This is a genomic window from Streptomyces sp. AK08-02 (assembly GCF_033795085.1).
Classification (GTDB): Bacteria; Actinomycetota; Actinomycetes; order Streptomycetales; family Streptomycetaceae; genus Streptomyces; species Streptomyces echiniscabiei.
The window spans coordinates 764,063-777,062 of sequence record NZ_JARAZV010000001.1 but is presented as its reverse complement, the minus strand read 5'-3'; the positions used below and the strand labels follow the sequence as shown (position 1 = coordinate 777,062).

Annotated in this window: 8 protein-coding genes; 6 read left to right on the top strand and 2 right to left on the bottom strand. The window is 70.0% G+C overall.

Translation table 11 applies throughout. The features are described from left to right. The first annotated feature begins 277 nt into the window (after positions 1 to 277). The 3 genes from PV734_RS03470 to PV734_RS03460 all read left to right on the top strand — a co-directional run bounded on the left by PV734_RS03470 (position 278) and on the right by PV734_RS03460 (position 5,193). Positions 278 to 1,240, top strand: a complete 963-nt coding sequence (locus PV734_RS03470; RefSeq protein ID WP_319091998.1) for an ACP S-malonyltransferase — start codon at positions 278 to 280, stop codon at positions 1,238 to 1,240. Next, positions 1,237 to 2,334 (top strand): arylcarboxylate reductase, encoded by a 1,098-nt coding sequence (locus tag PV734_RS03465; protein WP_319091997.1) that lies wholly within the window; start codon positions 1,237 to 1,239, stop codon positions 2,332 to 2,334. The genes PV734_RS03470 and PV734_RS03465 overlap by 4 nt, the downstream gene beginning before the upstream one ends. Before the next feature lie 90 nt (positions 2,335 to 2,424). Further along, complete coding sequence (locus PV734_RS03460) at positions 2,425 to 5,193, top strand: AAA family ATPase (RefSeq protein WP_319288725.1); 2,769 nt, start codon at positions 2,425 to 2,427, stop codon at positions 5,191 to 5,193. A gap of 99 nt (positions 5,194 to 5,292) precedes the next feature. Here the strand turns inward: PV734_RS03460 and PV734_RS03455 are convergent, their stop codons facing one another. Continuing rightward, complete coding sequence (locus PV734_RS03455; RefSeq protein ID WP_319288724.1) at positions 5,293 to 6,432, bottom strand: hypothetical protein; 1,140 nt, start codon at positions 6,430 to 6,432, stop codon at positions 5,293 to 5,295. A 204-nt stretch (positions 6,433 to 6,636) separates the two neighbouring features. Beyond that, on the bottom strand, positions 6,637 to 7,176 hold the full coding sequence (locus PV734_RS03450) for a hypothetical protein (protein ID WP_319288723.1): 540 nt from the start codon (positions 7,174 to 7,176) through the stop codon (positions 6,637 to 6,639). Positions 7,177 to 7,475: 299 nt separating this feature from the next. Here PV734_RS03450 and PV734_RS03445 point away from each other — a divergent pair, with 299 nt between their 5' ends. From PV734_RS03445 to PV734_RS03435, 3 genes are all read left to right on the top strand, one after another. Then, positions 7,476 to 9,161 carry a ribonuclease J gene (locus tag PV734_RS03445; protein ID WP_319288722.1) on the top strand — a complete coding sequence of 562 codons (1,686 nt, stop codon included), beginning with the start codon at positions 7,476 to 7,478 and terminating at the stop codon, positions 9,159 to 9,161. Between the two features lie 284 nt (positions 9,162 to 9,445). Further along, positions 9,446 to 11,062: a hypothetical protein gene (locus PV734_RS03440; RefSeq protein WP_319288721.1), complete on the top strand. Its 1,617-nt coding sequence runs from the start codon at positions 9,446 to 9,448 to the stop codon at positions 11,060 to 11,062. Positions 11,063 to 11,278: 216 nt separating this feature from the next. After that, positions 11,279 to 12,784, top strand: coding sequence for an MFS transporter (locus PV734_RS03435; protein WP_319288720.1), 1,506 nt, complete (start codon positions 11,279 to 11,281; stop codon positions 12,782 to 12,784). The last annotated feature ends 216 nt before the right edge of the window (positions 12,785 to 13,000 follow it).

The following is a 13,000-nucleotide window of genomic DNA, read 5'->3' as shown; positions in this document are numbered from 1 at the left end:
TTTCTCCACTTCCAGCATCCCGGCTTTCCATGTAATGGAAAACACCCGAGCCACGAGAAGAACTCTCCCAGCCCGGCATATCGTTTCGATAGCGCCGACCGCGACACTCGGGGCGACCGCACGGGGCCGAGAGAAGTTGACTCTTTTCGGATGGCCCGATTCGTGGGTACGGTAGTCGCGCGACTACGGCTCGTCGGGCTTCTATTGGCGTTGGCGGACCGGGAGCACTATGGCCTGCTTCATGCCTTTTTCGCTTGAGCTACATCGGGAGACAATGATGGCATTGGGCTTTCTGTTCGGCGGCGGCGTCGGCACCGAAGTGCACGGCCTGGAGATGTATCGGACCCATTCGGTGATGCGGGATCTGTACGAGCAGGTCTCGGCATGGACCGGCATGACGGTGGGGCAGATCCTGGAGGAGGAACTGCCGGAACCCCAGGAGGAAAGGCAGAGCGCCGGGACGGTCCGCGAGACCGCGCTCGCCCTCGGCATCCACGACGTACTGGCGGAGCAGGGGCTGAGTCCGGCGGTGCTCGGCGGGCTGAGCCTCGGTGCCATGACGGCGAGCTGTCTCGCGGGCGCCATCGGTCGGCAGGAGCTGTTCGAGATGCTCGTGCACGCCCGGCACACCCCCGAACTGCCTCCCGAGGAGCCGGAGCAGGGCCTCACCCTGGCGTTCTCGCCGACCGAGGGTGACCTGGTGGCCGCGTACCGCGGCGAGGGCCGCCCCGGCGTGTATCTGTCCGGGGACTTCGGCCCGACGGCGGACGGGGCCATGCGGATCCTGATGCTGTCGGGCGAGCGGGCGGCGCTGGACGCCCTGGCGGCCGACCTGCCCCCGGGTACCGTGGCCCCTCTGCCGGGCCGGCCGATCGCCGTCCACTCCCCGTTGCGCGGCCACTTCCGCGAGTTCATGGCGCCCTACATCGACGCGATGCCGTTCAAGGCGCCCGAGGTGCCGCTCGTTTCCTGTCTGGAACGCAGGACGCTGACCACGGCCGAGGAGGTGCGGGATCTGTTCGACCGCAATTCCACGGATCCCATCAGCCTGGTGGACGTCTGCGACGAGATGAAGGACCAGGGTGTGCGTCTGGGCCTCATCATGGGCGGTTCCATCCCTGACGGGATCCTCAGGTTCCCGTTCCCGGTGGTGCACGTCGACAAGCCGGAGCACATCCCGCAGGTGTTGAACAGCGTGTACGAGTTCGGCATAGACCTCTCGCCCGTGCAGGCCCGATGAGAGCCCCGCAGGCCGCGGCGCCGTCCGCCGCGCAGTGTGACGCGCTCGTCGACGGCTGGCTCGAAACCGACCTCGACGAGTGGACCCGCAAGGTGGTGGCGCGGCACTTCCACCCCGAGACGGGCTCCCCGTACTGGCTGCGGCGGGCCGCCGAACTCGACTTCGACCCGCGGGACATCACCCGATATGCGGAGCTCAGCGCGTTCGGCCCCTTCCCGGTGGACGTCCTGCGCACACAGGACCCGGCCGACCTGGTACCCCTGGGCGTGCCACGCCCCCTGACCGGCCGTGTCTGGGACACCGGCGGCACGACCGGTACGCCGTGCCGGCTCTTCTACACGCCCGCCATGCTGCTGCACCGGGGCGCCTGGCGTCGGTGGTCCTTCGTCACCGAGGGCTTCGAAGAGGGCCGGACCTGGCTCCAGGCGACCCCCACCGGTCCGCATCTGATCGGCAACGGCCTGTGGGAGGTGTCCGAGTTGTACTCGGGACAGGCCTACGCGGTCGACATGGACCCTCGCTGGGTCAAGCGGCTCATCCGGGGCGGGCGGCTGGCGGACGCGGCCGAGTACACCACCCACCTGCTGGAGCAGATCGCGGACGTACTCGCCCAGGGCAGGATCGACTACGTCAACACCACACCGGCGGTCTTCCAGGCGCTGGTCCGCCGGTACCCCGAACTGGCCGCGGCCCTGCGGGGTGTGCGGCTGAGCGGCACACAGATGAGCCCGGACATGTACCGGGACTTCGTGGCCGCGATGGGCGGCGGGATCTGCGGCCGCAGTTACGGCAACACCTTCGGCAACGCGGCGGGGCTTCCCGTCGAACAAAACGCCGAGCTAATGCCTTATGTACCGAATTATCCGCATGTGACGATGACGGTCGTACACAAGGCAGACTGGTCAGCGACCGTCGAATACGGCACAGTGGGACAGGTTCGACTAACCGTCCTGCACGAAGACCTGTTCATCCCAAACATTCTCGAACGCGACCAGGCCCTGCGTTACAGAACCGGCGAAAAATGGCCATCGGACGGAGTTGCCAACGTAACTCCGCTGCAAACCACTTCCGCGTCACCAGAGGGCCTCTACTAATCCACGACCTAACGATTAGTTGGCATCTCGTTGGCGAAAAAGCCATGTGCTTGCGAATAGTGTTCCCCCACGCCGCAGAAGAATACACGCATGATACTGATCGAGCGTCAAGAAGAGCTGTCCGCACTGCATGCCCAACTCTCCGAAAGCCGTCGCGGCAACGGACAGGTCGCGCTTGTCCACGGTGCCGCGGGCAACGGCAAGTCCGAACTGCTGTACGCCTTTGCCGAGGAGGCGTGCGCGGCCGGTTCCCTCGTCCTTGAGGCCGTCGGCCGCGAGGAGGAGCGCGACGTCCCTCTCGGGCTCGTCCGGCAGCTCGCCCGGGACCTTTTACTGCCTGAGTCGCTGCGCACCCGGATGGCCCTGCTGGAGAGCAGCCTGGCGGTCGGCCCGGGCGCTCAACAGGTGTCGCTCGCGCTGCAGGCCCGGGTCGCGCACGACCTGTGCCGGTCGCTGTTGCTCGCCGCCGGCGCGGGCGGTCTGCTGATCAGCGTCGACGACATCCAGCACGTCGATTCCGCCTCGCTGGGCTGCCTGCTGCAACTGGTTCCGCACACACGGTCAGCCCCCGTGATGCTCGTGTTCAGCCGACCGGACAGCGCCCGGCACTGCCCTCCGCGGCTGAGCGCCGAGTTGCTCCGCCATCCCCGCTACCGGCGCTACCGGCTGGCTCCCCTGTCACCGCGGGGGACCAGCGCGTTGGCGGAGCAGGCACTGGGCGCCGAGGAGGCACGGGTCTGCGGCCACGCCTACCACTCCGCCAGCGGCGGCAACCCCCTGCTGATTCGCGCGTTGCTGGGGGACCGGCGTGACCGGCCGGTGGATCGCGACGGCACCCAGTCCGCGATGCCGTTCATGGGAGAGCAGTTCGGGCAGGCGGTTCTCGCCTGTGTGCGCAGGGGCGAGCTGCAGGTCCTCGGTGTGGCCCGCACGATGGCCGTCCTGGACGACTGCGCCTCCCCCGCCCGCATCGGCCGGCTGCTCCGGATGAGCCCTGCCGAGGTGACCGAGGCGCTGCGGCATCTGGAGGCCGCCGGGCTCGTCGAGGGCCACCTCTTCCGCCATTCGGCGGCTCGGTCGGCTGTCCTGGAGGACATCCCGTCCGACCTGCTCCGGGAACTGCGGGTCGACGCGGCGGAGCTGCTGCACCACGAAGGAGCCCCGGCGCCCACCGTCGCCCGCCACCTTGTCGCGGAGGGAGACCCGCCACAACGCTGGGCCGTCGCGGTACTGACGGATGCCTCCGAACACGCGCGCCAGTGCGGCGACCTCGCCTTCGCCCTGCAGTGCCTGGAACTGGCGCTGACCGGTTGCGAGGACATGTGCGAGCGCGCGGCCATGACGATGATGATCATCCGGCTGGAATGGCAACTCAACCCCTCCACCGCGGCTCCCCGTCTCGCGGGGCTGACCGACGCGCTGCTCGCCGGCATCCTGCCGGTCCAACTCGCCGTCCCGCTCTTCCGGGCCCTGCTCTGGCACGGCCGTCCCAGCGAGGCCGCCAGGGTGATACGCGAGCTCGGCACGGACACACCCGGCTCCCCCGGCCTGTTCTCGGAATCCCGCGAATGGCTGCGGAACCGGTATCCGCCGATGCTCACGCTCCTGCCCCCGGCCCCGGACGGCTGCGACGACCACGGCATCCGGGAACCAGCGGTCAACAGGTCCGCGGTGCTCGCCGAAACAATCTTCGGATCGACCCTGCGCGGCGGGGGCAACGAGTCCACCGCCCGGAGCGCGGAGCAACTGCTGCGTTCCTGCCGGCTGGACGACTCGACTCTGTGCTCGCTGGAGTCCGCGCTGCTCTCGCTCGTCTACGCCGACAGACTCGACCGGGCCTCCGTGTGGTCGGGCAAGCTCCTCCAGGAGGCCACCGTCAGGCGGGTGCCCATGTGGCAGGCGAAGCTCACCGCGATACGCGCCGAACTCGCGCTGCGCCAGGGTGACTTGAACGAGGCGTACGCTCTCGCCCACTCGGCCATGACACATCTGTCGCCCCGGAGCTGGGGGGTCGCCGTCGGGGCGCCGCTGAGCGTTCTCGTCCTGGCCGCGACCGCCATGGGGGCTGACGACGTCGCCGAGGAACATCTGCGTCACTCGGTGCCGGACGCGATCTTCCAGTCCCGGTACGGCCTGCAGTACCTGTATGCCCGGGGCCACCACCACCTTGCCGCAGGCCGGCTGCACCTGGCCCTGGAGGACTTCCTGCGCTGCGGTGATCAGGCCCGGGCGTGGGACATGGACCTGCCCGCGATCCTCCCCTGGCGCAGCGGCGCGGCGGCTGCCCATCTGCGCCTGGGGCAGCGGGACCAGGTTCGCCGCCTCGCGGAGGCGGAACTCGCCCGGCCCGGCAGTGCCAAGTCCCGCAACCGTGGTGTCGCCCTGTGCCTGCTCGCCGAGATCGCCGAACCGCACCGCCGGACAAGTCTGCTGCTGGAGGCCGTCGGCATCCTGCGGCTCGCCGGGGACAGGCTGGAACTCGCCCGGGCACTGGCCGCGTTGAGTTCGACGCAACGGTCGACCGGCGAGGCCGAACAGGCACGGCGAGCGCTGTACCAGGCGCTGCAACTGGCCGATCTGTGCGGCGCGCGGCGGTTGCAGCGATCCCTGCTGCACCGCAGCAGCGAGGAGGGCCCGGCCTTCCCGGCCGTTCTCCCGAAGGACCCGCTCAGTGCGGCGGAGCGCCGGGTCGCTTCGCTGGCCGCCCTCGGCAACTCCAACCGTGAGATCTCGGATCAGCTGTGCATCACCGTGAGCACGGTGGAGCAGCACCTGACCCGCGTGTACCGCAAGCTCAATGTCGCCAGCCGGGCGGACCTGCCCAGCGAACTGCCGACGCTGACCGTCGGATTCGCCTGACCGACACGCGTCGTTCCCGCGTCGCCGGTGATGTCGGTCCGGCCCTCGGTGCCTGGCCGACATCACCAGCAGGTCAGGGCGTCGCTCCTGGGGACGGGTTCAGCGCGTCGAACGCTGGATCAGTTCGTACGTCGCGGCGGTGGACTCTCCGGTGATGAGGCTGTAGCTGCCGACGGACCAGAACTGTCCGGTGCGGCCTGTGGGCGCGAGCGCCTCGATCTCGTAGGCCTGGGTCTGGCCGCCGGGGACGGCGTCGCCCTGCACGGAGGTCCAGACGCCGCCGCGCAGGCGCCAGTAGAGGGCGGTGCCCTCGTAGCCGTAGGGGTCGCCCGAGACCCAGACGGTGCCCTTGCCGTCGCCGGTGACGGCATCGGCCCACAGTCCGTCGACCGGCCCGGTGACGTCGCGCCAGGTGCGGCCGTTCCAGTGCAGCACCTTGGTCTGCTGCGGTTCGTCCTCGTTGTACGGAGTGAGAGCGGTGATCCAGACACTGCGGGCGGACTCCTGGTACACGGCCGAGACCACGAGATCGCTGCCGGCCGGAGCGGTCTCGGTCCAGGAACGGCCGTCCCAGTGCATGAGCACGGACCGGCCGGGCCGGCCGGCGTAGGCGAACTGGCCGACCGCCCAGACGTCGTGGGAGGACCGCGCCTCGATGGCGTTGACGAAGACGCCACCCTTCAGGGGTGTGCTCTGCCAGACGCCGTGGGCGTACGAGTTGATCGCGGTGTCGCTCACCAGCCAGACCTTGCCGGGGACGGCGGCGAGCTTCGCGAAGCCGAAGGCCTGGTCCGCGGGCAGTGGCGTCCGCGTCCACCGCTTGCCGTCGTAGTGGGCCAGGGTCTCGCCCTGCTGGTCCCAGCCGTACGCCCAGACGTCGTGCGCGGACACCGCGTCCACGGCGTGCCACACGCCGGTCTCCGGCACGTCCGGGGTGGACTGCTGCTGCCAGGTGCTGCCGTCCCAGCGCAGGATCACACCCTGGCCGACCCCGTTGACGTACTGGACGCCCACCGCCCAGGCGGCGTCAGGACCGACCGACGCGATGTCGAAGAGCACGGAGTTGTCGGAGAGCGTCCCGGCCAGAGAAGTGCGCCAGGCCGGAGCCGAGATCTGATTCGGCGTCGCTGCGGCGGGAGCCGCGCCGTCCGCCACGGAGACCGCCGCCGGGGCGACGGTCACGGTGGCTGCCGTGAGCGCCGCGACGATCGCGATCTTGAGGTGTGTACCTGTCTTCATGCCGTCTCCCCGTCGTCCACGAAGGCACTGCGGAGGATCTGCTTGCGCGCCCCCGCCGATGCCTGCTCACTCATAGGACCCGCCTCCCGGCCGGACGGTTGTGCCGAAGCCCGCACGGAGTGCCCCTCGATCTCGGCGCGCTCGGCCCGGACCGACCGTCCGGCGGGGGAGGTGCCGGTCTCCTCCCCCGCCGTGGGCGTGGGATCAGCAGCGCTTGCTGGAGTAGCCCCCCACAGGTGCGGGGTCGCCGGCGGCACGCACGGTGCCCGATCCGGCCGTGCAGTCGTTCACGGTGCTGGTGCCGCTGGACCAGAACTCCTGGCCGTCGGTGTTCGTCCAGGAGTGCTTGCCGAGGACCTCGTCCTGGGAGTAGCTGTAGACGGCGGCGGTCACGTCGTAGTCCCCGACGGCGTCGCGGAAGCTCTGCCAGACCCAGACGTAGCCGTAGTTCTTGGCACAGGACGGCGAGTAGAACTGCTTGACGGACGCGGCGGTCCTGCCCCCACGTGTGATGTACCCGGTGGAACCGATCTGATAGGCGTCCGCGCACACCCCGGCCGCCCTGGCCCGCGGACTCGCCGGGTTGCCGTCGGCGGACGGCGCGGTGGGGGCCGCCGCAGTGGTGCTGGTGGTGGTGCGTGCGGTCGGTGCGGGCGCCGGGCCGGTTCCGGCGGTGGCGACCGCGGCCGGGATGAGAGCGAAGGCGCAGGCCAGTGCCGCAGTGATGGTCTTGAGATGACGCATGTGGTGTTTCCCCCTGCTCGTCGTGGTTGAGCCACATGTCATGACAGGTGCCAGGACATGTGCTGAGACGTGCTCCGAAGCGGGAGACACCGAAAAGGCACGCGTGGTCAGCGCGGGTCCCCGTGGCACGAAGCGGCCACCTCCGGACTCCCCGGAACACTTCGGACGCAAGATGAGACCCGTGTGCCCCTCAAAGGGTTGTACGCGGATCTCCCGCACCTCGCGAGGAGGCCGCATCGCGGTGAGAGATCGGCAGGGCAATGGATCAACCCGTCTCTCTCTCCGGGTACCGTCAGGGTATGAGTCATCCGCATCCCGACCTGAAAGCCGCCCCGCCCCTTCCCGAGGGAGGGCTGCGGGTCATTGCCCTGGGCGGCCTGGGTGAGATCGGCCGCAACATGACCGTCTTCGAGCACGCCGGCAAACTGCTCATCGTCGACTGCGGCGTGCTGTTCCCCGAGGAGACCCAGCCCGGCGTGGACGTGATCCTGCCGGACTTCACCTCGATCCGGGACCGGCTGGACGACATCGTGGCCATCGTGCTCACCCACGGCCACGAGGACCACATCGGCGGCGTGCCGTACCTGCTGCGCGAGCGGTCCGACATCCCCGTCGTCGGCTCCAAGCTGACGCTGGCGTTCCTGGAGGCCAAGCTCAAGGAACACGGCATCCGGCCGCGCGCGGTGCGCGTGCGCGAGGGCGACCGGCGTGGCTTCGGGCCCTTCAACTGCGAGTTCGTGGCGGTCAACCACTCCATCCCGGACAGTCTCGCGGTCGCGATCCGTACCCGCGCCGGGATGGTGCTGCACACCGGCGACTTCAAGATGGACCAGTTCCCGCTCGACGAGCGCATCACCGACCTGCGTGCCTTCGCCCGCCTCGGCGAGGAGGGCGTCGACCTGTTCCTCACCGACTCCACCAACGCCGAGGTGCCCGGCTTCACCACCTCCGAGCGTGAACTGAACCCGGCGATCGAGCAGGTGATGCGCACCGCGCCGCGCCGGGTCATCGTCTCCAGCTTCGCCAGCCATGTGCACCGCATCCAGCAGGTCCTGGACGCCGCCCACCAGCACGGCCGCAAGGTCGCCTTCGTCGGCCGCTCCATGGTCCGCAACATGGGCATCGCCCGTGACCTGGGCTATCTGAAGGTGCCGTCCGGTCTGGTCGTGAGCACGAAGGAGCTGGAGAAGCTCCCGGACCACAAGATCACACTGGTGTGCACCGGTTCCCAGGGCGAACCGATGGCCGCGCTGTCACGAATGGCCAACCGCGACCACATGATCCGTATCGGCAAGGGCGACACCGTCCTGCTCGCCAGCTCCCTCATCCCCGGCAACGAGAACGCCATCTACCGGGTGATCAACGGACTGACCCGGTGGGGCGCCCACGTGGTCCACAAGGGCAACGCCAAGGTGCATGTCTCCGGACACGCGAGCGCCGGTGAACTCGTCTACTGCTACAACATCGTCAAACCCCGCAACGTCATGCCCGTGCACGGCGAATGGCGCCACCTCCGGGCCAACGGTGACCTCGCCATCCGTACCGGTGTCGATCCCGAGCGGGTCGTCATCGCCGAGGACGGAGTCGTCGTCGACCTCGTCGACGGGCGCGCCACCATCACCGGCAAGGTGCCCGCGGGCAACGTCTATGTGGACGGCATGGAAGTCGGCGGCGCCACCGAAGCGTCCCTGAAGGACCGTCTGACCCTCGCCGAGGAGGGCGTCGTCACGGTCGTGGCCATCGTCGACGCGGACACCGGCGCCCTGGCCGAGACCCCGGACTTCCTGGCCCGCGGCTTCGTCCACGACGACGCCACCTTCGAGTCCGTCATCCCCGTCATCGAGAAGACACTGGCCACCGCGGCCCAGGAAGGTATCGGGGACGCACACCAGCTCGAAAAGCTCATCGCCCGCGCCGTGGCGAACTGGGCCTTCCGCACCCACCGCCGCAAGCCGCTCATCATCCCGGTCATCATCGACGCCTGAGCCACAACCCGTCAGAAGGATCCCCGGTTCCGGTCGCGGCCGGAGCCGGGGATACCGCCAGGCCGGCACCGATCGCCATCGTGGCGGAACTCCCCTCCGCGCCCACCGGTCCCACGACGTGCCGTAGTCCGTCGTCCCCTCGGGAGCGACGACCGAGCGGCCGTCCCGTGCCGCCGACACGCGCACTCCGGTCAGAAACTTCCTTTACTGGGACTGATCGTCCGCTATCCCCGATGATGGGGACTGCCTGAGGCAACGGATCAAGGAACACGGGGAGTACGCACATGGCAGTGGAGGCCGGCACTCAGCAGGACGAGCGCGTCGCGGGGCGGGTGTGGACGGTCCGTCTGGACCCGGACGGCCGCCCTGCCGCCGGCGCGGTGCGGCTCTCCTGCTCGCGCCAGACCTGCGCCGATCAACGCCTGCCCGGCGGCGCCGCCACAGGACGCAAGGCCGCGGTCGAACACATCAACATGCACCTCGCCCACGTCCGCGCGGGTGGCGGACCGCGCGCCGAGGCATGGTGCGCCTGCCGCGCCGCCGACTGCGCCTGGCACACCCCCGACCCCACAGCCGCACCGCGCGGCGGGGCACGGCCGGCGCCGGCGCCGGGGCGGTGCGGAGGACCGGTGGTCCTGACGGTGTACGCGGACCGGGCGGGGAGGCTGTGGCGAGTCGCGGAGACGTGCGCCCGGTGCGCGGCCACCATTCCCGACTGCCGTGTCCTGGACACCGCGCCGTCCCCGACCCGCACCATCCCGGCCCGGCCGGACCCAGGTGCGCCGAAGCCGGCCGGCGGCACGACGGAAGACCGTGTGACGGCGCTCTTCTCCGACCACGCCCCCTCCCCCACGACCAGTTCCGCGTCCGCACCGACCACCACACCCGCGTCGGTACCCCCTGCCCGCGCAGCCTCTCCGCGCAGGACAGCCCGGCGGCCGAAGCGGTGGGGGAAGATCGCGCAACGGATCGTGCCGCAGGACCTCGAACCCGATGTCCTGCGGATGGAACTCATCGAACTCGGGGACGAGTTCCGCGCCTACCAGCAGCGCCCCGAGCCCGACCTCGCCGTCCTCGCCGAACTCCACGACCGCAAGGCCCGCGCCTTCGCGCTGTGGGCCGACGTGAGTGGCGACGACTCCCTGCGTCAGGAGGCACACCGGGCCGAGACGGCCGCGCAGACCACCCGCGAGATGCACGCCAACCGCGGCGGACCGCCCGTCGGTGACCAACCGGTCGTGGAGCGGCTGCTGACCCGGCAACAGGCCGTGCACGCGCGTTCCGTGCTGGACCACGTCGCCACCCACTGCCCGCTTCCCGAGGCCGAGGCGCGGCTGGCCGTGCTGATGCTCACCCTCCGGTCCGCGCGCGCCGGCACCGGGAACATCACCGGCCAGGACCTCACCGGCTGGCTGGCGAACGATGCCGAACAGGTGCTTCAGCGGCTGGTCGAGGCCGACTGGATGATCCTGCCCGGCACCGTCGACGAAGTGATGGCCGCCCGTTCCGAGAACCCCGCCGCGATCACCGTCCCGGCGCTGCTGCCCGAGCAGGCCCGTCCGTTCACCTTCGGCAAGACCACCCGCGCGAAGTTGTCCGGGTGGGCCCAGAAAATCGTGGGTGACCGAAAGATCCGTAAGAAGAAGCTGGGTGCCGCCACCAGGCTGCTGGCCCTGTACGCCGCCGCCCACACCCGCCCCGACGGCCGCCTCGGAGACGCCGAGGACGACGGAATCCATCTGGACCGGGCCGCAGCGTTCACCGCTCTGACGCCCGATCAGATCGCCGAACACGCCCAACTGCTGGTCACCGCCGACTGGTTCACCGAAGCCGACACCGCCGAAGGAAGACTGCGCGGACAACTCGCCGAGCGCGTCCTGCCGCTGGGAGGACTCCTGTAGGGCGTTGAAGGCGTTGTCCAGGTCCGTCCTGCCCGGGGCATGATCACATGCCCCGGGGGCGGATTCCCCCGATGGGGGCCGTGTGTATTATCGGAGCACTGGAAGTAAAAACGTGTGTTCACTGCCGCGCATCGACCCCGGTTGACGGAGCGGCGAACACTCGCGCACACGCGGTATCGGACGATCCGCCACTTCTTCACGTCGAAGGAGTGCGCAGTGAATGTCCGTCGTCATGGAGTTGCCGAGGATGCCGGCGCCCTGAGTGAAGTCTCCCGTCCGCCGCGCTCCCTCCGTGAGGCGGGGGCAGCCCTCACCGGCCTGTCAGCGGTCTTTCTGTTCGAGATGCTCGACAACTCGATCCTCAACGTCGCGCTGCCCACCATCGGCCGCGAGCTGTCTGCGTCGACGGTTGTGCTGCAGTGGGTCACGGGCGTGTACGCCGTCGTGTTCGGCGGTTTGATGCTGGCCCTGGGCGCGCTGGCCGACCGCGTCGGCCGCCGCAAGGTCATGCTGGTCGGGCTGGTGCTGCTGGGTGTGGCGAGTTCGGCGACAGCGTGCGTCACCTCGGCGGAGCAGCTCATCGCCATCCGTGCGGCAATGGGTGTCGCCGCCGCGATGACGACGCCGGGCTCGCTCGCCCTGGCGTTCCGGCTGTTCGACGAAGACACCCTGCGCGTGCGTGCGACGACGCTGATCTCCACCGTGGGCCTCGTCGGACTCGGGATCGGGCCGACGGTGGGCGGCTTCGTACTCACGTTCGCACCGTGGCAGGTGCTGCTCCTGGTGAACGTGCCCATCACCGCACTGGCGTTCGCCGGGATCCGCCGGGGCATCCCCGCCGACAAGGCGGACGAACTGCACCGCGACCCGATCGACGGCCTGGGCGCAATGCTCGGTACGGCCACGATCGTGCTCGCGCTGGTCACACCGACGCTGTTCCTCGACGCGGGCACCGCCGCGCCTCTCCCCTGGCTGACGATGGCGGCGGCTGTCGTGACGGCGGTGATGTTCGTCGTCCGCGAGCGTTCCGCCCGCTGTCCGCTGCTCGATCCCGCACTCGTCGCCCGTCCACTTGTGTCGAGTGGTCTGGCGTTCAAGGCCGCCGCGGGCCTCGCGACCGCCGGCCTCGGCTACCTCGTGACCCTCCAGCTCCAACTCGACTGGGGCTGGACGCCGGCCCGAGCGGCGCTGGGCCTGCTGCCGCAGGTGGTCGTGCTCATCGCCGGCGGGGCTCTCATCGCGCCGCTGGTCACGCGCGTGGGTCTCGACAAGGCCGCGTGGCTCAGCGCCGGAGCTGTCGTGTGCGGACTCGCCGTCTACGGGCTGCTGGGCCGTTTCGGATACGTGTGGGTCGCCCTCGCACTCGTGCTCGTCGCCGCCGGTATGCGTGTCGTGGGTGTCGTCGCCGGGACCAATGTGATGCGTGGCCTCCCGGCGAACCGCACCACCGTCGGAGCGGCGCTGGTGGACACCGCCGGCGAGGTCACCACCGGTATCGGCGTCGCCGTCAGTGGAACCGTCCTCGCGGCGCTCTTCACCGGCGACATCGCCACGACGAACTGGAGTACTGGCCAGACCGCCGAGTTCCGCAACGCGGTCACCTGGGCCGGCCTCGTGCTCACGGGCCTGGCCGCGGCGCTGGTGGGATGGGGAATCATCCGTGCGCGGCACGCCGCGGACAGCTCGGTGCCGTCGCCCGCGGACGATACGGACGGCGGGTAGGCGCGAGGACGGAGGCTCTCCGCCGACTCCCCACGGTCGTCGTGCTCGTCGGCCGACGCGGGGAGGGCGGGAGGGCCGCCGGGCCCGCGCCTCCCCGTCGTGACGAGGCTGGCCGACCCGATCCCCGCCACGGGTCCAGGTCGGCGAAGACGCCGGCGTCCAGGTGTCCGAGGAGATCGGCGGGATCGCGGTACACCTCGCGGGCGCCGGCCGCTT